General features: G+C 54.2%; 20 protein-coding genes. 9 read left to right on the forward strand and 11 right to left on the reverse strand.

Features of this window, described 5'->3' with window-relative positions:
• Positions 1–13: 13 nt before the first annotated feature.
• The 9 genes from WN53_RS12695 to rpoS all read left to right on the forward strand — a co-directional run bounded on the left by WN53_RS12695 (position 14) and on the right by rpoS (position 10,659).
• The gene (locus WN53_RS12695) at positions 14–739 is read left to right on the forward strand and encodes a hypothetical protein (RefSeq protein ID WP_024485722.1); all 726 of its coding nucleotides are present in this window, start codon (positions 14–16) and stop codon (positions 737–739) included.
• An 82-nt stretch (positions 740–821) separates the two neighbouring features.
• A complete protein-coding gene (locus WN53_RS12700; protein WP_024485723.1) occupies positions 822–1,319 on the forward strand; it encodes a CS1 type fimbrial major subunit in 498 nt (165 codons plus the stop codon).
• A gap of 119 nt (positions 1,320–1,438) precedes the next feature.
• A complete protein-coding gene (locus tag WN53_RS12705; RefSeq protein ID WP_200865472.1) occupies positions 1,439–4,102 on the forward strand; it encodes a TcfC E-set like domain-containing protein in 2,664 nt (887 codons plus the stop codon).
• A 10-nt stretch (positions 4,103–4,112) separates the two neighbouring features.
• Positions 4,113–5,381 (forward strand): CfaE/CblD family pilus tip adhesin, encoded by a 1,269-nt coding sequence (locus WN53_RS27305; RefSeq protein ID WP_080949237.1) that lies wholly within the window; start codon positions 4,113–4,115, stop codon positions 5,379–5,381.
• A gap of 70 nt (positions 5,382–5,451) precedes the next feature.
• The gene (locus WN53_RS12715) at positions 5,452–6,633 is read left to right on the forward strand and encodes a CfaE/CblD family pilus tip adhesin (RefSeq protein ID WP_046808070.1); all 1,182 of its coding nucleotides are present in this window, start codon (positions 5,452–5,454) and stop codon (positions 6,631–6,633) included.
• Between the two features lie 297 nt (positions 6,634–6,930).
• The gene (gene surE / locus WN53_RS12720; protein WP_024484090.1) at positions 6,931–7,692 is read left to right on the forward strand and encodes a 5'/3'-nucleotidase SurE; all 762 of its coding nucleotides are present in this window, start codon (positions 6,931–6,933) and stop codon (positions 7,690–7,692) included.
• Positions 7,686–8,312, forward strand: a complete 627-nt coding sequence (locus WN53_RS12725; protein WP_024484091.1) for a protein-L-isoaspartate(D-aspartate) O-methyltransferase — start codon at positions 7,686–7,688, stop codon at positions 8,310–8,312. Before surE ends, WN53_RS12725 begins: the two co-directional genes overlap by 7 nt.
• 310 nt (positions 8,313–8,622) lie before the next feature.
• Positions 8,623–9,606, forward strand: a complete 984-nt coding sequence (gene nlpD, locus WN53_RS12730; RefSeq protein ID WP_024484092.1) for a murein hydrolase activator NlpD — start codon at positions 8,623–8,625, stop codon at positions 9,604–9,606.
• Positions 9,607–9,660: 54 nt separating this feature from the next.
• Positions 9,661–10,659 (forward strand): RNA polymerase sigma factor RpoS, encoded by a 999-nt coding sequence (rpoS, locus tag WN53_RS12735; protein WP_024484093.1) that lies wholly within the window; start codon positions 9,661–9,663, stop codon positions 10,657–10,659.
• Between the two features lie 574 nt (positions 10,660–11,233).
• Here the strand turns inward: rpoS and mutS are convergent.
• The 11 genes from mutS to WN53_RS12790 all read right to left on the reverse strand — a co-directional run bounded on the left by mutS (position 11,234) and on the right by WN53_RS12790 (position 23,596).
• Entirely contained in the window at positions 11,234–13,789 is a 2,556-nt protein-coding gene (gene mutS, locus WN53_RS12740; RefSeq protein WP_024484094.1) for a DNA mismatch repair protein MutS, read from the reverse strand.
• A gap of 78 nt (positions 13,790–13,867) precedes the next feature.
• Entirely contained in the window at positions 13,868–14,068 is a 201-nt protein-coding gene (locus WN53_RS12745; RefSeq protein WP_024484095.1) for a hypothetical protein, read from the reverse strand.
• 142 nt (positions 14,069–14,210) lie between these two features.
• Positions 14,211–15,326 carry a hypothetical protein gene (locus WN53_RS12750; RefSeq protein ID WP_244887737.1) on the reverse strand — a complete coding sequence of 372 codons (1,116 nt, stop codon included), beginning with the start codon at positions 15,324–15,326 and terminating at the stop codon, positions 14,211–14,213.
• A 20-nt stretch (positions 15,327–15,346) separates the two neighbouring features.
• A complete protein-coding gene (locus WN53_RS28935; RefSeq protein ID WP_235166948.1) occupies positions 15,347–15,742 on the reverse strand; it encodes a hypothetical protein in 396 nt (131 codons plus the stop codon).
• 749 nt (positions 15,743–16,491) lie between these two features.
• On the reverse strand, positions 16,492–17,622 hold the full coding sequence (locus WN53_RS12760; RefSeq protein WP_024484098.1) for a hypothetical protein: 1,131 nt from the start codon (positions 17,620–17,622) through the stop codon (positions 16,492–16,494).
• 2 nt (positions 17,623–17,624) lie between these two features.
• Positions 17,625–20,228 (reverse strand): fimbria/pilus outer membrane usher protein, encoded by a 2,604-nt coding sequence (locus WN53_RS12765; RefSeq protein WP_024484099.1) that lies wholly within the window; start codon positions 20,226–20,228, stop codon positions 17,625–17,627.
• A 15-nt stretch (positions 20,229–20,243) separates the two neighbouring features.
• Entirely contained in the window at positions 20,244–21,008 is a 765-nt protein-coding gene (locus tag WN53_RS12770; RefSeq protein ID WP_024484100.1) for a fimbrial biogenesis chaperone, read from the reverse strand.
• On the reverse strand, positions 21,005–21,721 hold the full coding sequence (locus WN53_RS12775) for a fimbrial biogenesis chaperone (RefSeq protein WP_024484101.1): 717 nt from the start codon (positions 21,719–21,721) through the stop codon (positions 21,005–21,007). The genes WN53_RS12770 and WN53_RS12775 overlap by 4 nt, the downstream gene beginning before the upstream one ends.
• A gap of 7 nt (positions 21,722–21,728) precedes the next feature.
• Positions 21,729–22,295 carry a fimbrial protein gene (locus tag WN53_RS12780; protein WP_024484102.1) on the reverse strand — a complete coding sequence of 189 codons (567 nt, stop codon included), beginning with the start codon at positions 22,293–22,295 and terminating at the stop codon, positions 21,729–21,731.
• A complete protein-coding gene (locus WN53_RS12785; RefSeq protein ID WP_024484103.1) occupies positions 22,270–22,986 on the reverse strand; it encodes a fimbrial biogenesis chaperone in 717 nt (238 codons plus the stop codon). Before WN53_RS12785 ends, WN53_RS12780 begins: the two co-directional genes overlap by 26 nt.
• A 58-nt stretch (positions 22,987–23,044) precedes the next feature.
• Positions 23,045–23,596, reverse strand: a complete 552-nt coding sequence (locus tag WN53_RS12790) for a fimbrial protein (RefSeq protein WP_024484104.1) — start codon at positions 23,594–23,596, stop codon at positions 23,045–23,047.
• Positions 23,597–24,209: the final 613 nt, after the last annotated feature.

A 24,209-nucleotide genomic window follows, 5' to 3' on the forward strand; every position in this document is an offset into this window, starting at 1 on the left:
TTACGGATTAATCATGAAGCTCAATATTATTAAACGCCTGAGTGGTGTTGCTATTTTTTGTTTTTTACCAGGTTTTGTATTGGCCAATATGAGCGTTTATCCTATGGAAGTCGGGATCGGCGAAAGCGGAGCCGCTCAAATAAAGGTTATATCCCAAAGCGACGGGGTGCAATTCGTCAAGGTAACAGAAAAACAAATACTCAATCCTGGCACTAAACAAGAACAGGAAGCGGACGTTGAGCAATTTGGACAAAGCTCGCTGGTGATAACGCCGCAAAAACTGGCTATTTCGGCAGGTAGCCAACGCCTGGTACGTCTGGTTGCCCTGGAGTTACCGGAAAAGGAAACCACCTGGCGAGTCTATTTTGAAGGCGTACCGGAATTAGAAGATAACGCCACTGCTGCCAGCCCACAAATGACCACGACCAAGGTAGGTATCAACCTGGTGTGGGGGGCATTGGTCCACGTTGCGCCTAAAAAGGTTGTTGCCAGCCTGATGCTGGACGCACAACGCGACCAGGTTATCAATGATGGCACGTTGCGTATTCCGCTACGAGAGGTGGGGATTTGTGACCAGGGCGGCGTTTGTAACTGGAAAAAAGAAACCACCACCATATATCCCGGTACCGAGCTTAAAATTGCCTCGTTAATGGTAAAACCCGGGAAGAGATATAAAGCGCGTTATTTTAACTGGCTTAATAAGCGCGTTGAAGAAATTGATTTGTCTGTAAAGAGTTAAATGTAGAGTCAAATCATGTATAGCCCCGGGTTTATGGGGTGAGTAAAGTTGGATGTTATTTATAAAATAAAATGGAGATTTTATGAAAAAGTTTATTAAACCACTGCTGATTGCTTCAACCATGGCTGCCGTATTTTCTGCTCAGGCTGTACAGAAAGATATTACTGTAAATGCCAGCGTGGATGCGACGATTGATATGACGCAACCTGATAATACCAGTTTGCCAAGCAGCATCGATATGCAGTATTTGCCAGGTAAAGGCCTGACGCCTTTTAACCTGGACACCAAGGTCTGGTCTAACAACGCTACCGCTGGCGTTAACGTTCGCCTGGTTAGAGCGGCGAGCCTGGCGGATGTCAATGGGGCTAGCAAGATCCCATTGACCGTAAGCCTGGGTGAAACAGTTCTGACCACCACCAACCAACTGCTGGAAGCAGCGACTCTGTTCCCTGCGGGAATCGAAAATGGTTCAGACGTCCTGCCACTGCGTTTTGCCCAGACTGCGCAAGGCCCTATTGCCACCGGCACCTACAGCGGCATTGTCAGCCTGGTGGTGACTCAGGCGACCAAGGCCGAATAAGGCAACTCAATTCAAAAGTTTGTTTTCATATCTTGTGGGGCTTTCTAGCCCCACTTTTTTATCAGGGATGAACAATGGCTTTTCGCGCTAGCCTATCCGCAGGGTTGTTGGTAGGCCTTATGATTATGCAACACGATTCGTCGGCTACCCCTAAAATTCCACCGGGCTTTGAGGCCTTGGCACAAGGGCAGCTTGTCTGGGTCGACGTTTCTCTTTATGGCATGTCTCTCGGGCTTTATGAAGCCAATATTAATCTGGAGCAGGTTGTCTTCATAAAGCCAGCGGAACTGGCTGATGCCGTGAAGCAACAATTCAACGACGATCCTGAGCTGGGTGCACAACTGATGACCGCGTTGGTGCAACCGCTCGCGCGTAACGGCAACCTTGCCTGCAGCAGTAACGGTAATGCGCCAAGCTGTGACTATCTGGAAACCCAGACGGTTGGCATCATCTATGACGAGAATAATTCCCAGGTTAACCTGTTCCTTGACCGTCGGTACCTCCCGAAAAAAGCGGCCGGTAGCGGTTTCTATCAGGCGACGGCAGAAAGTGAAAATGCGCTGATCCATCAGCAAAACCTCAATTTTGTTGCTGATGAAAACTATCAGTCATTGTCGCTACAGGGGACCGGCTCACTGGGCGTCACTGAAAATGGCTATCTTAACGCCGACTGGTTCTATACGGGGCAGCGCTATCGCCATAGCAATCATCAGCAGGTAGAGATGAACAATGCCTATTTTCGGCAGGACCTGTGGAAAAGCCTCTATCTGCAAGGCGGCATGATGGACTCCCGCGATATCTTCAGCAATGCGGGGGGTAACATCAACCTGAGCCAATTGCCGATTGGCAAAATCCGCGGGCTACGGGCTGGCTCGACCACGGCCTGGGTCAACCAGAGCCAGGTTTCCCGGGGGACTCCGGTCTCGGTTTTCCTATCGCGCAACGCTCGCATCGACGCCTATCGTGACGAACAATTACTGTCTTCCTTTTACCTGAATGCCGGGGCACAGGAACTGGATACGCGCACCTTCCCCAGCGGCAGCTATACCGTCACGCTGCGGATCTATGAGGATAACCAGTTAGTCAGGACAGAAACCGTTCCTTATACCAACACCGGTGTGGCCCAGCTCAATGGTCTTCAGTGGTTCCTGCAAGCCGGGGTTGAGGTAGACCACGATACGCATCCTACGGCGGACGATCGGCGGGTGGTGCAAGGCGGGCTGCGTATTCCGTTGACCGATACGCTGTCGCTGACGGCAGGGAGCACGGTATTGAGCGACGTACACTACTGGGAAGGGGCGGCGGACTGGAGCCACGGTTTTAACAGTGGCCCGTTGGATGGCGTCATGACGGCTCGTGTCAGTTATCTGGCCGGCAGCGAGGGGACGCGGGGCAATATTCAGCAAATTAACTATAACGACGGTTTTTCATTGAGTTTCTACCGCTCGGCCCTCTCGGCGCCTGACTGCGACTCTCAACAGCGAAACTACGGCTTTAGCGGTTGTTACCAGAGTTCCAACCTGATGTTTTCGGTCCCGTTCGCGCAGTGGTTTGCCAATATTGGCTACTCGCTTAACAGCAGCGGCGGGCGTTATCGCTATCGCAGTGAACTGCCCGACAATGATGATAGCCATCAGAATGCTGCCCCTTGGGAGCAGATCTACACGACGCGTTCGCGCAGTCAAACCTGGCAGATGGGGGTCAGCCGTTCCTTTGCGTTCAACGACATTAATATCAACAGTGGCGTCAGTGCCTTCAGGCGTCACGACAGCGGCCAGCAGGGAACTGACAAAGGCGGCTACCTCACCGTCAGCCTATCGTTCTCTGGGCACCGTGGCGGTGCCACTAACAGCAATACCTCTCTGGGCGCCAACTATCGCAATAGCCAGCGTGGGGAAGGGCAACTCAGCTATAACGCCAACTACAGCCGCTATATGGACGAGAGCGGGCAAAATGAGCTGGGCGCTTCGATTTATGGCGTCAATAGCCAGACCCTGACCGCTTCAACCTACGCTCGTGCCGATGGGCAGTACGGTAACGGCAGCTTCGCCGTCAGTGATGCCTATGACAAGGTAGAGAACCGGCACACACTCAGCAGCAGCGGCAGCTATAGCTCCTCTTTACTGGTCGATCGCAGCGGACTTTATTGGGGGCGCTGGGGAGATGGCCGTCCGGCCTCCGCGATCACGGTTGGGGTGGACGCCGAGGAAGAGAGCCGCGCCTCGTTGATCAGCGTAGCGGTAGACGGCAGCGGTAAGACGGACGTGCGCAGCAACAGCCGGGCACTGTTTACCGTACCGGGCTATCAGCCAACCACCTTTGATATCAATGAGTCGCTTAGCGCTCCTGCCGGTATCAGCAGCGAGATCCGCCGAGGGGCGGGAACCCGTACGGCATTTATGGTGCCGGGGAAAGTGCTACGCCGGAATATTGAGGTGACTTCGCGCTACACCTGGTTGGGCAGAATGCTGGATGAGCAGGATAGGCCTTTGGTTAACGGCATCCCTCTTAACGTGCTGTCCTGGACCCCGCTGGGCGAAGGTGGCTTTAGCCTGGAAACCACACGGCCGATGAAGCAGCTGTATCTGATGCGTGGCTCACAGTTCTATCAGTGTGCCATCAAAGTGCAGACCATGCGTGACGTGGTGCGCTATGTCGGTACCACCCGCTGTGCCGGGGTAGCCATGGCCAGTATACCGCCAGCCGAGCAGAAGCAGGCGCAATTGATGACCGCGCGACAGGGCCATGGCTCTGGGGTGCCGGTGGCGATGAAAACGAACTAGGGATTAACTTATGCTCTTGGAAAAAAACAGCAGTTTGCGATATCTCTGTGCAGAGATCGTTAAAACCGTCACTCTGTGTGGTCTGTTTTTCGCTGTGCCAGTGGCACTCGTTCAAGGTGCGAGTGTTACACCACAGACTCCAGACAACGCCCACTCTAAGATATCTGGTGCAAAAGTTCGTGATGTCACTAATATCCCTCCCCAGGCGCAGGACACGGTGGTGAATATGAGCTTTGACCGTATGAGTTTACCGACGAACGTCTTTATCTGGCAAAACGTATTCGGTGGTAGCTCAAGCGTAACCACTTGTGGGAGCACTAACGGTATTGCTTGTAGCAACCTGGACTTCATTAATAGTCTGGTGTGTTATTCCACCAGTGACCCCACCTATGGGGCCTGCCCGGTACTGTTGTGGTGGTGGAGTGGCTCTGGCGTTAGTAATTCAACGAGTTTGACATTACGATTCACTCATGATGGTGGTGAAACCAAGGACTTACAGATTACATCTTTTAAGAATAGGGCTGATGATTCTCCGGTGGGCTCATGGGTTAGTGGCCGCGTTGTGTCTCCCGAAGGTTTTAGAACGTTTATTCCTTCATCTGAGTTAAACAAGCTGTCTACTGCCGGGATCTGGCGCGCTAAGCTCAAGATGCAGGTCAAGGCCTGGGATTCTTGTTCTAACTGGTCTACGAACGCTTGTCCAGGCATTCATCGTGTCGACTGGACGGCCACTATTACCCTTAACGTGACGGATTATGGTAATCAGCAAATTTATCTGCCTGCGTTCCCGACTTCAGCACCGTCTGTCAACCTGAATCTGAATACCCGCCCGGGTGCCGGGAGCCGGAAGAGCGTCAGCGGCAGTACCAACCTCGATATGTGCCTCTACGATGGTAACAATTCTGCCAGTAACCGCATCAGTCTGCTCTTGCAGGATGAAGGCGGCACGGCGACAGGACGGCCCGACGGACAGTTCTCCATTTATCGCAAAGGAGGGGATCAATCCAAGGCGAGTGACCGGCTGGACTACCAGGTCAGCGTGATCAATCCCACCACCGGGGCGGTGCAAGACATCTCCAACGGTAAAGAAATCATCTGGAGTGATACCAACCGCCGCAATATCCAGCGGCCTGTGGTGTTACCTGGCGGTGGAGCCCCGGCGCTTTGCGTGCCGGCCCCGCTGACCCTTACGACGCCAGCCTTCTCAATGGCGGATAAAACGGCGGGAGATTACACCGGCACGTTGCGCATTATTTATACCCCCACCACCCAGCAGTAAATTGGCCATCATGGCCAGCCGATCGTAGCTGGGATGCCGGTGGTGGTGAAAACGAACTAGGTAATGATTGATGTTATTGAAAATAATCAGCGGTTTTAAATTTATCATTGCGGGAGCCATTGACCCTCTTAACCTGTGCGTTCTGCTGGGGGGGCTGAGCATACAGGCGTACGGTGCCAGTATCGCTCCACAGGCACAGGATACTAAGGTCAATATCACCTTCGATCGTATGAGCCTGCCGGCCAATATCTTTATCTGGGATAAGGTATTCGGTGGTAGTACAGATGATGGCGAATGTACGCATTCTAGTAATTGCAAGGACAAGGATATCGTTAATTCCCTAACGTGTTATTCCACTACGGATCCAACCAATGGTGCCTGTCAGGTAAATTTGTTCTGGGGGTTAGATACTAACAATGACACTTCGAAAGCTCTGACGCTGCGCTTTACCCACAGCAGTGGAAAGACCAAAGACTTACGGGTCACCTCTGTTAAAGGTTCAGGTACTTATGGTTCCTGGATTGCTGGAGCCTTTTTGTTTTCCTCGGGATTCAATACTTATATCCCCGCCTCCGAGTTGAACAAACTATCTGATGTCGGTGTCTGGCGTGCTGACCTCAAGATGCAAGTTAAAGCCTGGGATAACTGCTACACCATCGGCGGTTGCCCGGGGATTCACCGTGTCGACTGGAAGGCCAATATTATCCTTAAGGTGACGGATTACGGTAATCAGCAAATTTATCTGCCCGCCTTTCCGATTTCAGCACCCACTGTCAACCTGAATCTGATGGTCCGGCCAGGCGTCGGTGGGAGTAAGAGCGTCAGCGGCAGTACAGGCCTGGATATGTGCCTTTATGACGGTAACGACTCGTCAAGTAACCGCATCAGCCTGCTGTTGCAGGATGAAGGGGGCAAGGCTCCTGGGCGCATAAAGGGGCAGTTTTCAGTGTATCGCAGCGGCGGTGATAAAGCCAAGGACAGTGACCGGCTGGATTATCAGGTCAGCGTGATCAATCCCACCACCGGGGCGGTGCAAGACATCGCCAACGGCAAAGAAATCGTCTGGAGCGATACCAACCGCCGCGATATCCAGCGGCCGGTAATGTTACCTGGCGGTGTTGCCCCGGCACTTTGCGTACCGGCCCCGTTAACCTTGACGACGCTAGCCTTCTCAATGGCGGATAAGACGGGAGGGGATTACACCGGCACGTTGCGCATTATTTATACCCCCACCACCCAGACAGCACCGTAATCTGGAAATTTCACGACCCACCTCAGGTAATCATCCCGGCCCCCTTTGTCGAGGGGGCTAACCTGCCCCGTTTGCCACTGATGACCGTTGAATTGTATAGTAGATCGCATAGCTGGCTGTTTTGGCTAATACTATCAGCAACAGCGAGGCAAGCCTTGCTGTACCACGCAAGTCACAATGGGTAACACGGCAGGTTGGGCTTACTATTGAAAATATTATTAAAAACAGATAGATGTAAAAAAATAGGGCACAACTCTCGTGTTATCGCTTTCAGCAAGAAAGTTGTTTAACGACAATATGAGAATACTACTGAGCAACGACGACGGCGTTAGCGCCCCGGGTATCCAGATACTGGCGGCGGCGTTGCGTGAATTCGCCGAAGTGCAGGTGGTGGCCCCCGATCGTAACCGCAGTGGTTCCTCCAATGCGCTGACGCTGGAGTCGCCGCTGCGTACTCTGACGTTGCCCAACGGCGATATTGCCGTGCAGCAGGGCACCCCAACGGACTGTGTCTATCTTGGCGTTAACGAACTGATGCTGCCAGCGCCGGAGATCGTGGTGTCCGGTATCAACGCCGGGCCAAACCTCGGCGATGACGTTATCTATTCCGGCACCGTGGCTGCTGCGATGGAAGGCCGCCATCTGGGGCTGCCCGCGTTGGCGGTGTCGCTCAATGGTCATCAGCATTATGAGACGGCGGCGGTAGTTACCTGCCGTATTTTGCGCGCGCTGCAACAAGAACCGCTGCGTACCGGTAAAATCCTGAATATCAACGTCCCTGACTTACCGTTGGCGGAAATTAAAGGGATACGCGTCACCCGCTGTGGCAGCCGGCATCCCGCCGATAAAGTGTTTAGTCAATCGGATCCACGTGGCCAGATGCTGTATTGGATCGGGCCGCCGGGGGATAAATGCGATGCGGGCCCAGACACGGATTTTGCCGCCGTGGAGCAGGGCTACGTGTCGGTCACGCCTTTGCAGGTGGATTTGACCGCCTACGGGGCGCAAGATGTGCTATCAACATGGTTAACCAAAGCAGAGGTTAGCGGGGAATGGTGAACAAACGCATACAAACGCTGCTGGCACAGCTACGCCAGCAGGGGATCAGGGACGAACGGCTGCTCAAGGCAATCGAGAACGTACCGCGTGAGCGTTTTGTTGATGAAGCATTAGCCCATAAAGCCTATGAGAACACGGCCCTACCGATTGGTTCGGGGCAGACGATTTCTCAACCTTATATGGTCGCCCGCATGACCGAGCTGCTGAACCTGCAGCCGAACTCACGCGTGTTGGAGATTGGCACCGGTTCCGGTTATCAGACCGCGATCCTGGCGCATATGGTGCAGCATGTCTGCTCTGTTGAACGCATCAAAGGGCTACAGTGGCAGGCCAAGCGTCGCCTCAAGCAGTTGGACCTGCATAATGTATCGACCCGCCATGGCGACGGTTGGCAAGGCTGGGGTTCGCGTGGACCATTTGATGCGATCATCGTGACGGCCGCGCCGCCGGAGATCCCGCAGGCGTTGATGCAGCAGTTGGACGACGGTGGCATTTTGGTGCTGCCGGTGGGCGAACAGGCTCAGGTACTGCAATGCATTCAGCGGCGGGGCGGTGAGTTTTCCATCGATACCGTTGAAGCGGTGCGATTCGTTCCCTTGGTGAAGGGCGAACTGGCTTAGCCGATCGGTCATCAAGGTGGATAACAGACTTGTAGGGGCGCTGCATGCTGCGCCCGTCGACCATGGTCATCAAGCTGAATAATATTAATTTTCAATAGAATTGTTCCAGTATGTAGTTGTCTTATGGCGTGATCGTGCCAATGTGGCTAGCATTGGCGCCACGGTTTTTTAGCTCCCTGGTGGGTGATCTTCTGGTTTTCAGGGATCGGCCGGGGAAACCTTGTGCTGTAGAACGATAAAGCTCGGCTACGATGTATAAGGTATTTTTTGATATTGCTGTCATGGGGGAAGCATGAGCACGGGAAGCCCAATGAGTTCTTTACGCCGAGTTGCGGTGTGTACGATGTTAAGCGTGTGGTTAGTTGGCTGTTCGGATAAAAATTCTACCTCGGCACCTATCAGCAGCGTCGGTGGTGGTGGAGCCGCTGCATCGGCCAACGCCGGTGGTGGTAACGCATCACAGCAGGGGCGTATTGTTTACAATCGTAGCTATAACTCGATCCCTAAAGGGAGCTACAACGGTGGTAGCAGCTATACCGTTAAACGTGGCGACACGCTGTTCTATATTGCCTGGATCACCGGCAACGATTTCCGCGATCTGGCCCAACGCAACAATATTCCACAGCCGTACAGCCTGGAAGTTGGCCAAACCCTGCAATTGGGGAGTGGTTCTGCCAACGGCGGCGGTGGGATGTTAGCTGGCGGTAATGGTACAGTGTCAAAACCACCTTCTACCACTCAGATACAAACTGCAACGGTTGATTCTCCATCAACGAACGCGTATTCTGATAATTCGAGTAAACAGAATGTAGGTAAAATGTTACCTGCATCAGGAGCCGTTGTGGCAGGCTCAGCCGCAGCTCCTGTTACCGCACCAGCCGCTACGCCACCGGCGAGCAGCACCGCCAGCAACAGTGCCCCAGTTAGCACCTGGAAATGGCCAACTGACGGTAAGATCATCGATAACTTCTCCTCATCGGAAGGTGGGAACAAAGGCATCGATATCTCTGGTTCCCGTGGGCAGCCGATTGTCGCTACCGCCGATGGCCGTGTAGTGTACGCAGGCAACGCTTTACGGGGTTACGGTAATCTAATCATCATCAAACACAACGATGATTACTTGAGTGCCTACGCCCATAACGACACCATGCTGGTCCGGGAACAACAAGAAGTTAAGGCGGGGCAGAAAATAGCAACGATGGGAAGCACCGGAACCAGTTCAGTACGTTTGCATTTCGAGATTCGTTACAAGGGGAAATCCGTAAACCCGCTGCGTTATCTTCCGCAGCGATAGATTGGGCAGAATGCGTTGTATTCTGCTCGCGGTATCACGGGTAGGAGCCGCTTTATGAGCCAAAATACGCTGAAAGTTAACGAGTTACATGACGATGCAGATTTCGATGAGAACGCCATGGAGGCCGAGTCATTTGATGAAAAAGCGCAGGTAGAAGAAGAGACCAGCGAGAATGACTTGGCGGAAGACGAACTGTTGTCTCAAGGTGTTACCCAACGCGTATTGGATGCAACGCAGCTCTATCTGGGCGAAATCGGTTACTCCCCTCTGCTGACCGCAGAGGAAGAAGTTTATTTTGCGCGGCGTGCACTGCGCGGAGACGTGCCGTCCCGCCGCCGCATGATAGAAAGTAACCTGAGGCTGGTAGTGAAAATTGCCCGTCGTTATAGCAATCGCGGCCTGGCGCTGCTGGATCTGATCGAAGAGGGTAACCTTGGTCTGATCCGTGCGGTGGAAAAGTTTGACCCAGAGCGCGGTTTCCGTTTTTCCACCTATGCGACCTGGTGGATCCGCCAGACGATTGAACGGGCGATCATGAATCAAACCCGGACTATCCGTTTGCCGATCCATATCGTCAAAGAACTGAATGTTTACTTGCGCACCGCGCGCGAGCTTTCTCACAAACTGGATCATGAACCCAGCGCTGAAGAGATTGCGGAGCAACTCGACAAACCGGTTGATGACGTCAGCCGTATGCTGCGCCTGAACGAACGTATCACGTCTGTCGATACGCCGTTAGGTGGGGATTCAGAGAAAGCCCTGTTGGACATTCTGACCGACGAGAAAGACAACGGGCCTGAAGACACCACGCAAGACGATGATATGAAACAGAGCATCGTCAAATGGCTGTTCGAATTGAACGCCAAACAGCGTGAAGTGTTGGCTCGCCGTTTCGGCCTGTTAGGCTATGAAGCGGCTACGCTGGAAGATGTTGGCCGCGAGATTGGCCTGACACGTGAGCGTGTTCGTCAGATCCAGGTTGAAGGCTTACGCCGCCTGCGTGAAATTCTGCAAATGCAGGGCCTGAGTATTGAGGCACTGTTCCGCGAATAAACGCGTTATAGCCCTAAAATAAGAACGGTGAGCGTTGATGACGCTCACCGTTTTTTTATGCCTGCGATTTGCTGTGATTGACGGTGATATGCAGCTTTTTTGGGGTAACTTCGTCGATATTTGCCCCTCACCCCAACCCTCTCCCACAGGGAGAGGGAGCCAGTACGGCGTTGTGGTTAGGTTTTAGAGGCGATCTGTGACACCGCCTGGATAATCAATGGCCAGCCAGCGATCGCTGCTCCCTCACCCCGACCCGCTCCCAAAGGAGAGGGAGCCAGTACGGCGTTGTGGTTAGGTTTTGGAGGCGATCTGTGACACCGCCTGGATAATCAATGGTCAGCCAGCGATCGCTGCTCCCTCACCCCGACTCGCTCCCAAAAAGGAGAGGGGGTCACTTCAGTGTTATGGTCAGGTACAGTGAGCTGTTTGCCGTGACAAAAGGATCTGATTCAGTACCGTGACCAGGTAGGTTTCTGCAACTGATAGCGAGCTCGGACGGTCCCCTCTCCCTGTGGGAGAGGGTTAGGGTTAGGGTTAGGGTGAGGGGTCACATACCCAAATCAATGGAACAGCCTCACACCAGGCTTTTCAGCCGGTAGATCCACTCCAACGCCTGGCGTGGCGAAAGAGAATCCGGATCCAACGTCTCCAACGCTTCCACCGCCGGTGAAACCTCTTCGTTCAACAGCGTCATCTGGGTCGCATCCACCGTACCTGCCGCCGTCTGGCTGGAGAGGCTCTCCAGCTCACGCAGCTTCTGGCGCGCACGCTTGATCACATCACGCGGCACACCGGCCAACGCCGCCACCGCCAAGCCGTAGCTCTTACTGGCAGCGCCATCTTGTACGCTATGCATAAAGGCAATGGTATCGCCGTGCTCCAGCGCATCCAGATGCACGTTCACCACGCCCTCCATTTTCTCCGGCAAGGTGGTCAGCTCAAAGTAATGGGTGGCAAACAGCGTCATAGCCTTGATGCGGCTGGCCAGGTTTTCTGCACAGGCCCAGGCTAAGGAAAGCCCGTCGTAGGTGGAGGTACCACGGCCAATCTCATCCATCAGTACCAGGCTGTTTTCCGTGGCGTTATGCAGGATATTGGCGGTCTCGGTCATTTCCACCATAAAGGTTGAGCGGCCAGAAGCCAGATCGTCTGCCGCACCCACGCGGGTAAAGATACGATCCACCGGCCCGATGGTGGCTTTTGCCGCCGGTACATAGCTACCGATATGCGCCAGCAACACAATCAGTGCCGTTTGCCGCATATAGGTACTTTTACCGCCCATATTCGGGCCGGTAATGATCAGCATACGGCGCTGTGGTGAAAGGGAAACCGGGTTGGCAATAAAGGGTTCGCTCAGCACCTGTTCCACCACCGGGTGGCGGCCATCGACTATGCGAATGCCGGGCTGCTCACTGATGGTCGGACAGGCGTAGCTCAGCGTTTCGGCACGTTCTGCCAGGTTGGCCAACACATCCAGTTCGGCCAAGGCTCCGGCGCTCTGTTGCAGTTGTTCCAGATGCGGCAGCAGCAGATCGAACAGCTCGTCATACAGCCCTTTCTCGATCGCCAAGGCTTTCCCTTTAGAGGTCAGCACCTTGTCTTCATACTCTTTCAGCTCGGGAATGATGTAGCGTTCCGCATTCTTCAGCGTTTGGCGGCGCACATAGTGGATCGGCACCAGATGGCTTTGGCCACGGCTGACCTGAATGTAGTAACCATGCACACCGTTGAAACCCACCTTCAGCGTATCCAGGCCCAGCTTCTCGCGCTCGCGGATTTCCAGACGATCCAGATAGTCGGTAGCACCGTCTGCCAGCGCCCGCCATTCATCCAGTTCTTCGTTATAACCTGGAGCAATCACGCCACCATCACGGACCAGCACCGGTGGGGATTCCACAATGGCGCGCTCCAGCAGTGCCTGTAGCTCGTCAAATTGACCGACCTGTGACAACAGCTTTTGCATCTGTGGTGCATCAGCGTTTTCCAGCAGGGCGCGGATATCCGGCAACTGTTGGAAGGCGTGGCGCATGCGGGCCAGATCCCGTGGGCGAGCCGTACGCAGTGCCAAACGGGCAAGAATACGCTCCAGATCGCCAACCTGACGCAGGGGCTGCTGCAAATCACAGCTCAATGGCTGCAATGCGGCGATGGCCTGCTGGCGGTTGTTCAGCACCTGGACGTCGCGGGTGGGCATATGCAGCCAGCGTTTGAGCATGCGGCTACCCATTGGGGTAACGGTACGATCGAGGATGGCGGCCAGGGTATTTTCACTGCCGCCGGACAGGTTCTGGGTGATTTCCAGGTTACGGCGAGTGGCCGCATCCATAATGATGCCGTCTTGCTGGCGCTCCATGGTGAGGCCACGGATATGCGGCAGCGAAGTACGCTGGGTATCTTTAACATATTGCAGTAGGCAGCCCGCTGCGCGTAGCGCCTGATGGGCCTGCTCCACGCCAAAGCCGGTCAGATCGCGGGTGCCGAACTGCAGATTCAACTGCTGGCGTGCGGTGTCCAGCTCAAATTCCCACAGCGGACGGCGGCGCAGGCCGTGGCGCTGTTCGATCAGCGCCATTTGCTCGAAGTTTTCCGGGTAAAGCAGCTCTGCCGGATTGGTACGTTGCAGCTCGGCCGCCATGGTTTCAAGATCTTCTGGCTGGGCAACGCGGAAGCGGCCGGAGCTGAGATCCAATGTGGCATAGCCAAAGCCGCGGCCATCCTGCCAGATGGCGGCCAGCAGGTTGTCCTGGCGCTCTTGCAGCAGGGCTTCGTCGGTGATGGTGCCAGGGGTAACGATGCGCACCACTTTACGCTCTACCGGGCCTTTACTGGTGGCAGGGTCGCCAATCTGTTCACAGATCGCGGCCGATTCCCCAAGCTGTACCAGCTTGGCAAGATAGTTCTCCACCGCATGGTGGGGGACGCCCGCCATTGGGATGGGTTCACCCGCGGACGCACCGCGTTTGGTCAGCGAGATATCCAGCAACTGAGAGGCACGTTTGGCATCGTCATAGAACAGCTCGTAGAAATCCCCCATCCGATAGAACAGCAAGATCTCCGGATGCTGCGCCTTAAGGCGCAGGTATTGCTGCATCATCGGGGTGTGCGAATCGAGTTTTTCGGTGCTAGTCATAACGTTACCGTTTCCAATCCATTGAATTTAAAATTGATTGTGATATTCGTTGTCGTCATTGGGGATCACGTCGCCTCATTAAAAAACCGCCAAAACGTTCAGGATGAGCAGCAGCAAGCGCGGCTCAAATAAATCAATCGGTTGGTCAAAAGATCGAGCATATATGACAGGCAAACAGGCTGGCAAACCTTTGTCACTCAAAGCCTGCACAAAGACCAAATCAACAGACAAAAACCAGGCAGAACCCAGCAAGATCCGACGTTTGCGTGCCGCAGGCATCAGGATCTGATTCAGTCGTTATACTAGCCCAGCCGGCAATAGGCTGTCACAGACAAAAATTGGAAGCACTACGCAAACTAGATATTTAATGGCGATTAAGCTTGCCTTAGCGCAAGCAAATCAGAGATGAAGGGCGTTGTCCTCAATTAAACGTCACCAGCATTTCAGCGGCGGCGCTAACGTCGCCAAGCGGCAGATCTTTACCTCCGGAACACAGCCGCCAGGTCACCTGATTGGTGATACTCAGGCTGGTTTCCGCCTGGGTGATACGGCCGATTTTGAGCTGGCGATTATCGAACGGTAGCCCGCTGGTGGTGGCACAGTTCCCGCTACCGGTCACGCTGTTATCAATCTCTCCGGTGATATAGCCGCCGCCCTGACGCAGCGCCAAACGGCTCGGGGCTGATTGATACAGGCCGGTCAATGGCCGGAACTGCAGGTTGATATTGGCATCGATCAGGTCAGAGGATTGCCCGCAACTGGTGATGAGTGGGTAGGATTGCACGGCCAGTTGGGCCCCAGGTTGCGTATTTTTCAACACGCCGCCAAAGGCGATTACAGTGGGGGTATTGACCGTGCACTCAAGCGTGGATATGCGTAGCTTGAGATTGGACGGGAGTATTGAGGCTATTTTATCCCCGGCCGATATCTCTGAGAAACTGCCAGCATACATCTCTGGGACTGCTATTTCAGCAGCCTTCTGCTGGCCATCGGCAACCAGCACCCAAGTGCCTGATATCGTGGCTGCACGCTCTTTGGTAGCGGAATAGTAATATTCCTGGCTATTCATGGCTGGCGGCAGGCACCAGCTATAAGCATCAGGAGAGGTCAATTGATTTCCGTTGCTGCTTGCCCCTTTGGTTTCGGGTAACCCTAGCGTACCGGATAGTGAAACGAAACTGCCTGCGAATGTGTAAAAACCTACCTGCCCACTGGCTCTGGGGATGAGCCCCACGCCTGGCGCCAGCCCTACTGCCGGATAACCCGCAATGACCTTCAGAGCCCCAGTCTCTTGGCAGGCAGACCTGCTTGAAGAGATAGACAATAGCCCGTGTTTGAGATTCAGACGTGCGTGATTCATAGGGCCACTTAAGTTCGCCGTAAACGGCAGGCCTTCCCACACAATGCCGGTGCCTTTGCCAATGGTAATGGTTTCCGCCAGCGCGGTTGGTTGGCCCAGGTTGGCTAACAGCAATATGCACAGGGCGCGGCGGCGGTGATATGAGGCATGTCCTGGCATATTGGCTGTTTTTTTCACTTTACGTTGTCCTGTCTGGGTTAATTAAACGTCACCAGCATTTCAGCGGCGGCGCTAACGTTGCCAAGCGGCAGATCTTTGCCGCCGGAACACAGCCGCCAGGTCACCTGATTGGTGATACTCAGGCTGGTTTCCGCCTGGTTGATACGGCCGATTTTGAGCTGGCGATTATCGAACGGTAGCCCGCTGGTGGTGGCACAGTTCCCGCTGCCGGTCACGCCGTTATCAATCTCACCGGTGATATAACCCCCGCCCTGACGCAGGGCCAAACGAGTCGGTGCCGATTTATACAGGCCGCTCAATGCGCGGAACTGCAGGTTGATATTGGCATCAATAAAGTCGGAGGACTGTCCACAGTTGGTGATGAGTGGGTAGGATTGCACGGCCAGTTCGGCCCCCACCTGCGTTTTTTTCATCACGCCGCCAAAGGCGATTGAAGTGGGGGTATTGACCGTGCACTCGAGCGTGGATATGCGTAGTTTGAGATTGGACGGGAGGATCGCGGCCGTTCTATTCCCAGAAGAAGTCGCTCCGAAACTAGCGGCATACATTATCGGTACGGTTATTTCTGCCGCTTTCTGGTTACCATCGGCAACCAGTACCCAGCTACCTGATATTGTGGCTTTACGTGGCACATCCGGTGAGAAAAATAATCCAAAATCAGCATTTGATGGTGATAGGCACCAATTCCTATCTGGAGGCAAATACATTGCAGAACTTCCATACGGCGAGGTCCGCACCCCTTTGGTTTCGGGCAATCCTAACGTACTGGATATCGAATATAATATGTCTTGCTCTGAGGTATAGTTTCCACTAGCGGAGGCTCTGGGGAGAAGCCCCACGCCTGGCGCTAACTTGACTGCCTGATAACCTGCGATGGACGACAATTGAGCCGTGGTTTGGCACATATAGATGTTCGAAGTGATAGCGACCAGTGCCTGGGTGGGAGTTACATTGGAACCTCCTATTCGACCAGTCAAGGTTGCATTAAACGGCAGGCCTTCCCACACAATGCCGGTACCTTTGCCTATGGTAATGGTTTCCGCCAGCGCGGCTGGTTGGCTCTGGCTGGCTAACAGCAATATGCACAGGGCAAGGCGGCGGTGATATGAGGCATGTCCTGGCGTATTGGTTGTTTTTTTCACTTTACTTTGTCCTGTCGAGCTTAATTAAACGTCACTAACATTTCAGCGGCGGCGCTAACGTCGCCAAGTGGCAGATCTTTGCCGCCGGAACACAGCCGCCAGGTCACCTGATGGGTGGTATTCAGGCTGGTTTCCGTCTTGGAGATACGGCCGATTTTTAGCTGACTATTATCGAACGGCAGCCCGCTGGTGGCGCTGCAGCTTCCACTGCCGGTCACGCCGTTATCAATCTCGCCGGTGATATAGCCGCCGCCCTCGCGCAGCGCCAAACGGCTCGGGACTGATTGATACAGGCCGGTCAACGGCCGGAACTGCAGGTTGATATTGGCATCGATGAAATCAGAGGATTGCCCGCAACTGGTGATGAGTGGGTAGGATTGAATGGCCAATTCGGCCCCGGCCTGCAGGTTTTTCATCACTTTGCTAAAGGTGATTGAAGTGGGGGTATTGACCGTGCACTCGAGCGTGGAGATGCGCAGTTGGATATTGGATGGGAGGATCGAGGCCGATCTATCGCCAGACGCCTTTGCTGAGAAACTGCCGGCATACATCTCCGGGACTTTAATTTCTGCAGACTTCTGCTGACCATCGGCAACCAGCACCCAGGTGCCTGATATCGTGGTTGTACGCATCTTGTCTTTGTCATAGTAGAGGGCAACGTAACCCCTATATAGCGCCAGGCACCAGCTATAATTGTCAGGTGGAGTCACTACATAATCCTGGCTCATGCCCTTGCTTTCTGGAAGGCCCAGCGTACCGGATGCCGTAGCATAACTGCCGTAATACCGGTAAAAGCTTGCATTACCGAAGGCTCTGGGGATGAGCCCCACGTTTGGCGTTAGCTTGACTGCTGGATAACCCGCAATGGTCGTCAGAGTATCCGTCTTTAGGCATTCTGTCCTATTTGAAGAGATAGCCAATGGCGTAAACTGGGGAAAAATAGCCGTTGCATCCAAAGGGCCACTTAAGGTGACATTAAACGGCAGGCCCTCCCACAGAATGCCGGTCCCTTTGCCAATAGTAATAGTTTCCGCCTGTGCGACTGGTTGGCTTAGGCTTGCTATCAGCAGTATGCCGAGTGCGCAGTGGCGGTGATATTGGGTATGCCCAGGCATGTTGGCGGTAATTTTCACTTTCTTTGGTTTGCGCATTGTTATCGGCCTGTTTCACAGCGTGCCGTCAGTTGGCGGATGGGGTTGCTGGCTGAAGGGGCGGCAATGCCACTCAGATTGAAGCTGGCACGGCACTGCTGATGGTCAGCGTGCCCCCATTTCGCTGTCAGCGTGCCCTGTTCCGGTAGCCCGCTCAGATACACCTGGCCCGCATCACCCACGATACCGGTATTGTTTTTTCCTGCCGGGGTATCCGCCACCGTAATCACCGTGCCGAATGGCAGGCTGGTATCCCCCCGTAGCAGCGTCACCAGCGCCTGGTAACCCACTCGGGTGTCAAACTTCGCCATGATGACCGCCCCCTTGGTTGGATAGACGTTAAGGCTTGATTGCGCCATATCCACATCTTCCGGCAGGGTAGTGGGGTTCAGGCTGATGCTGTTGTTCTGGTAGTTCGCCAGATACGGCACCAGCGCGTAACCGCGGCTATCTGTGCGAATGTTGCCGTTGAGCACCTCAACGCCGCCAGCGCCTGGCGCGCTGACCACCGCCACTGAATTGCCGAGCATAGGCCCCAGCGTCAGGCCTTCCGGGTGCAGCAGCAGGCTGCCGTTGCCGCTGAGGTTGAGTGAACGGAGCTGGTTGCTGTAGCTGTAACCTACATTGGCCTGGCCCTTACTACCTCGATAACCCATGTTCAAGGTGCTGTTATCATTGCCATTATCGTTCGACCAACCCTGCATCAGGTTGTAGGAAAGGCGGTCATCCATGGCGTTGCCACCGATCCCGGCCTGCTGTTGAACCTGGCCTTGATTGTTATGGGTTACCTGGTAGCTGGCATAGCTTTGGTTATTGGCCACCGCACTGCTAAACAGACTGACGGGGATCTGCACCGTCATCGACAGCTGGCGGTTTTCCGGCCAACTGCCGTCACCCTTGATGCGGTCAATACTGTAGGCCATGCCGTAGCTCACACCGCGATAACTGCCGTTGTAACCAACGGAAACGGTGTTGTTCACCTGGCTGTTCCCCCAGTAATCGTTGCGTGAGGCCGATAGGTAAATGGCTCCCCAAGAATCCAACTGTTGGCTGATACGCAGCTGGAAATTGGAGCGTTGGCGTGTCAACGCCCAGGGAGTTTGCCCAGCGTTGAGTTCAAAACCCAGGTTGTTAAAGTCGGAGAAGGTGTAATAGTTGCGGGTGGAGTAGCGGTAGGCCGCGAGATCTACCGAGGTCCCGGTGCTGAGCAGGCTTTTGGCATAGCGCAACCGATATGAAGCCCCTTGTTGGCGTTCGTTTTGCCCCTCTAACCGGGCATCCGAACTGGTGACGTCTGCCGATATGGCGCCAAAGTCACCCAACGACAGGCCAGAACCTGCCACCAGAGAGTGATAATCTGTGGCAACCAGCGCACCGCCGTAGAGGGTGACGTTATACGGTAGGCCATACATGAATGTGCCAAGCCCGAAGGTTGCTTTCCGGGAGCTCTTGGTGATACCCCCGTTATAGCGCCCGCTGGTGAGCTCATACTTGAGTGCGCCAGGGCGTTGCATCACCGGCAATGACGAGAAAGCCAGGGTTTGGCTGCGTACCGAGCCGTCTGCTTCGGTGATGGTCACCGTCAGATCGCCACCTTGGCTGCTCTGGTAGAGATCGTTGATACGAAACGGGCCTGGAGCCACATAAGTTTGATACACAATGTTGCCGTTCTGGCTGACCGTCACCCGTGCGTTGCTTTGGGCAATGCCGGCAATCACAGGAGCAAAGCCGCGCAGGCTATTAGGCAGCATATCTTCGCTGGAATTCAGTTTGATGCCCCGGAAGGGAATGCTGTCGAACACGTCATTTCCGCTGCTGCTTTCACCCGCCAGGATCTCGGCGCGCCACGCACGGATATCGTGTTGTAAATAGGTATCGGAGAATTGGCTGCGCTGATAACGGCTTGAGGAACTTCCCCCACGGCTTTCACTATAGGTATAGGTCATGGTGCTGCGCAGGCGCCACCCCTGGTAGTTCACCCCGCCCAGCAGGTTGGCGAACATATTGCTCTGCTCGCTTTTGCCCATGCCGTGCTGTGCGCTTTGCCAGTTACGGCTGCCGTTGAGGCTATAATTCATCAACAATGCAGGGACACCCTCGTCCCATTGTTCGGGATCGACGTAGTCCCGGGCATGTTGCTGCATGGCGACCTGGGGAATACTGATGTCCAGACGTAATTGGGCCAAATCGAAGCGTAACTGCGATTCAGGAATGAGCTTCTCCAAGTTGGCGATGGGAGCCTCAGGCGACAAGCCGCTAAAGCTGGGCAGTGCCTCAGTATTCACGCCAAGCCCGTGGAGGAATGCCGGGGTCAGTTGCGGTAACACCTGGCCCAGCGCATCTTTTTTGAACACTAGACTGTGTTGCCCCTGCTCCGACTGGTTCACCCACAGCGTCACCAGATAGCGCCCTTCAGGGGTCTGGCCGGAGGATTCAAACACGGTCAGATCGGTCGTTGCCAGCTGGCTGCCCCCCAGCGCCAACAGGCCCGGATCGAAATAGTCTCGGCCCCAGGCGGGTACGGCACCGGCCAGCAGCAAGGCTCCGGCCAAAGAAGGTGAAAGACCCCGAGTGCCGGGCCTGTTTTTTATTGATGTTCTATCCATGATTTTAGCGCGTCCTTAAACATCCAATGGGGTCAAGTCCTGCTGACAAACGGGAGTGTTCCAACCATCCTCATCAATAAGTTGCCATTCGACATGGCCGCGGGTCCCAGTAGGGACGGTATAGCGCTGTTGTCCTTTCGGCGGCACCATCAAACGTAACGCGGGTTTATCCAGCGCGACGCGGTCCATTTTCAGCCGCGAAAAGGTGAGCCAATAGGGAGTCGGGTTATTGGCAATCAACTCTTTGCCCGAGCGGTTGAAACGCAGTTGGCAGGCCACGTCGGCCACGGCGCGTTTGGCTAATCCAGCAGGGCGGTAGAACAATTTCATATTGCTGACTACCGTCACTGCCATCTGGCCTACCGACTGCGGTTGATCGTTTTGCGCTTGCGCGGGGATCGCTTTCATGGAGATAAAGAACACCGACTCGCGATCGGTCGGCAAAGGTTCACCGTTACGGCGGATGCGCAGTGTCAGTTCACTTTTGGCCTCTAAGCGCGCCAGCGGTGGCGTGACAATAAACGGCATTTTCGCTGGCCCACCCTCGCTCAAATCGACATCGCCGGTCTGGTTATCGACCGGGCGCACCCGGGACTGCATCAGATAGGCGTCTGCGCTTTTGTTGTCTACCACCAAACTGACGCCTTGCTTGGCGCTTTCGGGGTAAATCACCCGCAGAACATAAAATGAGATCCCTGTGGAGTCGGGCTCTGCCGCCTGGGGAGCGGTCAAAAAAGACAGGCTGCACAGCAGCAATATCGCTTGGCCAAGGTGTTTCATGCGGGTGGGTCCTTTGGTGATGGCAGGGCCTGCTGGCATGGCGCAGATAAGCCGCCGAAGTCGGTAATGGTTTGCCAAACGGCTTGCCTGGCCGACGGGTTGCCGGGATACGTCTGTGCGCTCATCGGGGCAATCATCGCCAGCTGGGTATCGAGATCGATAAGCTGGCCATCGAACTTCAGTGAAGCAAACGTGAGAAAATAGGGGGTTGGATTGTCAATGCGCACCCCTGCTGCCGTAGGGGTCAGTTTCAACTGACAACTGGCGTCCTTCGCTGCGATCTTCAGGCCTTCAGGGCGATAAAACAGTTTGATGGCAAAGCGAAACCCCATCGATAAGTGCGCCTCTGCCAGTGCCGTCTGTTCCTGTGCGGGGATCGCTAATACCGTAAGGTAAAACAGCGATTCCCGATCCGTGGGCAATGCCTGATCCTGCTTGAGGAGGCGCAGTAATTGCTTGCGCTCAGGGCCGAGCTGAAACAGCGGCGGCGTGACGATAAACGGCGTTGCTGCCTGGTCGTCGAGCGCGCGTTGGATACGGCTTTGGATCAGAAACTTTTGTGTGCCGCTATTATTCACCGTGACGGTTTGTGCCCTATCCGCAGCGGAAAACACCACCCGGGTCTGGTTTAAACTGATACCGCCGTCGGCTATTGCCATTGGCCCGGTAAAGAGCAACAGCAGCGCGATAGATAAATAGCAGGCAGATGGCATGGCAACCTCAGCGGTAGGCGAATGTAAAGGTGATACGGGCGATAACCTTCCCCGGTTTCACCGTCGCGCAGCCGGTACTACCACCGCAACTGATGCCAGCAAAAAAGGGGAAGTCTTTAGCGACCGGTATCTGCCCCACTGCCGCCAAGGGGTAAGTGTTGGCAGGTTTGACCTCGGTACTGTTGTAATTGGGCATGTTGGCACTTTGTACCAACATCACACCGCTCCCCCCGGCACTGGAGTCGCTGCTGCGAAACAGCCATTTACCATCCTGGGTTACTCCCTCACCGCTGACCGTAATCATCGGCTGTAGGCCAGCAGTGGCGACACCGTCACAGTTGCCAACCTTGAGGGTAAACGGCTGTGAGTTGATCAGGGCACCGCTACGCAAGCGTGCCTGCGACATCTCGTCCAGCGGCAGTACGCTTTTATCCAGGCTTAGGGAACAGGTGCCTGGCATGATCGTTGCGGAAAAGTTCAGCGTCACGGCGGGGGCCGTGCTGCTGGTTAATCCGGCAACCATAGCGAGTGAGATGAGGGATACCTTCTTAAGGCAGAGCCTGTTTAAACGCATCAACGCCTCCCTGATCGTTAATGGTTTGCCAGCTAATAGCCCCACTTTTAGCCGTGGTGGGATAGGTATGGGAACCGAATGGCGCAATCATTAGCGCGGCGGGTGTGTCTAACTTAAGCCGTTGCCCGGCAAAGCTCAGGCTGGCCAGGCTGACAAAATAGGGGGAAGGGTTACTGACCTGCAGCCCGTTGTTGACGCGGGTGAAGCGCAGGTTTTTCTGTGCTGAACCCGAATCTGATGCGAGCTCTGTAGGGCGATAAAACAGCTTGATGATATTGCCAACGCCAAATTGGGCGGTGGCACTCACGTTGGCGCTCTGTTGGCTGGCGGTCGGCTCGGCTGCGGCTGGGATCGCCATGGCCTGGAAATAGAATACCGACTCGCGATCTTTGGGCAATGATGCGTCATTACCGGTAATGCGGATCTGACTCTCGCTCTTGGCTTCCAGCCTAAAAACCGGTGGTGTTACCGTAAATGGAGAGGCATCACGGCTATTTGGGTTCGGGCTTACCGCAGCCTGTACCAGATAAGGCAAGGTGGGCTGGGTATTACGTAGCGTGACGGCAATGCTGCCTGCCCCTTGCGGGTAGATAAGCCGAGTGGCATTAATGCCAAATCCATCCGCCAATACGGCGGGTGAATTGCACAGCAGCGCCATTAGGACGGGAAAAAATAGCGTTAAACGCGTCATTTATTGCCCCTTGGTATGAAAAAAAGCAGGTAGCCGAAGCCACCTGCCCAGAGGTAAATCAGTTATAGGAGAAAGCAAACAGGATTGGTGCCTTGACGGCGCCAATGTTGGTTTTGTCCGCGCTGGTGGAGGCCAGGCCTACCTGCAGGCTCACCGTCTTGGCATTAAAATCGCTGGCTGCTGGCGTTGCGCCTGCGGCAGCGACCTGGATTTTGTCACCGGCCTTGATATAGACGTTTGGCTTGCTAACTTCGCTCAACATGATGCCGGTATTGGTGCCGGTGGAGTTGAAGATATTTGAGTTGGCAGCCAGCGTTTGGCCGGACACCAGCAGGTTAGCGGTATCGGCAGCGGCAACGGGAGCTTCACAGTTGTTCAGACCCACGGTGAACTGTTTCTGGCTGGCAGGGATTGGCGTCAACACACCGGTAAATTGCTTGGGTGAAAAGTTACCCAGATCCAGGCTGTTGGTAGACAGTGAAATGTCACAGGTGGCAGCAACCACGTTGGCCGTTACGGTTAATTGGGCGTTGGTTGCCGCCTGAGTGTTACCCGCTACGGCCAGTAAAACCAATGCAGCCGGAGCCAAGGTGAAAATTGATTTACGCATGAGTGCTATTCCTTTAGAGAGGTGGCTTATTAAAAAACGAGTTGGTGCTTGATAGACTTACAGTTATCTCTGCTCAGAAATAACTGGATGTATATCGATTAATGGGGGCTAATTTATTTGTTTGCGCTCAATGGACGCTATTTGTTTCTGAAGGCGAGTCACCCTGACTTTCGTTTTCAATAATTTCAAAAGACGTCATGGTTGTCAAAGTGTGGGCTTGGTGCGTGATTTTAATTTAATGCATTGATTACTATGGGTAATTATTTTATTTCTGGATTTTTGGTGGGTAAATATTAATTTTTAATTCTGTTTATTTTTGATTACATAGATTTTTTGTCTGATTTTAATGCTCCTGTTGGGTTTTGTATCTTTTTTGTGGTGTTTTTTTATGGAGCTAGTAAGGAAGAGGCGTTTTGAGGCTGTGGATAATAAAAAATTATGAAAATTATCTAAATTAAGTGGGGTGTGCGCAGAATTAATTATTTTTCGGGTTGATAGTCTGAAAATAATTATGTCGCTATTACGCTCATAGAATAAAAAAAGTGGTTTTGCACTCACTAGGAGGCCAACTCTCTGCGATCCCAAGTCTGGATGCGCAGCTCGAGACTCTTGC

Source organism: Serratia fonticola (genome assembly GCF_001006005.1).
Classification (GTDB): Bacteria; Pseudomonadota; Gammaproteobacteria; order Enterobacterales; family Enterobacteriaceae; genus Chania; species Chania fonticola.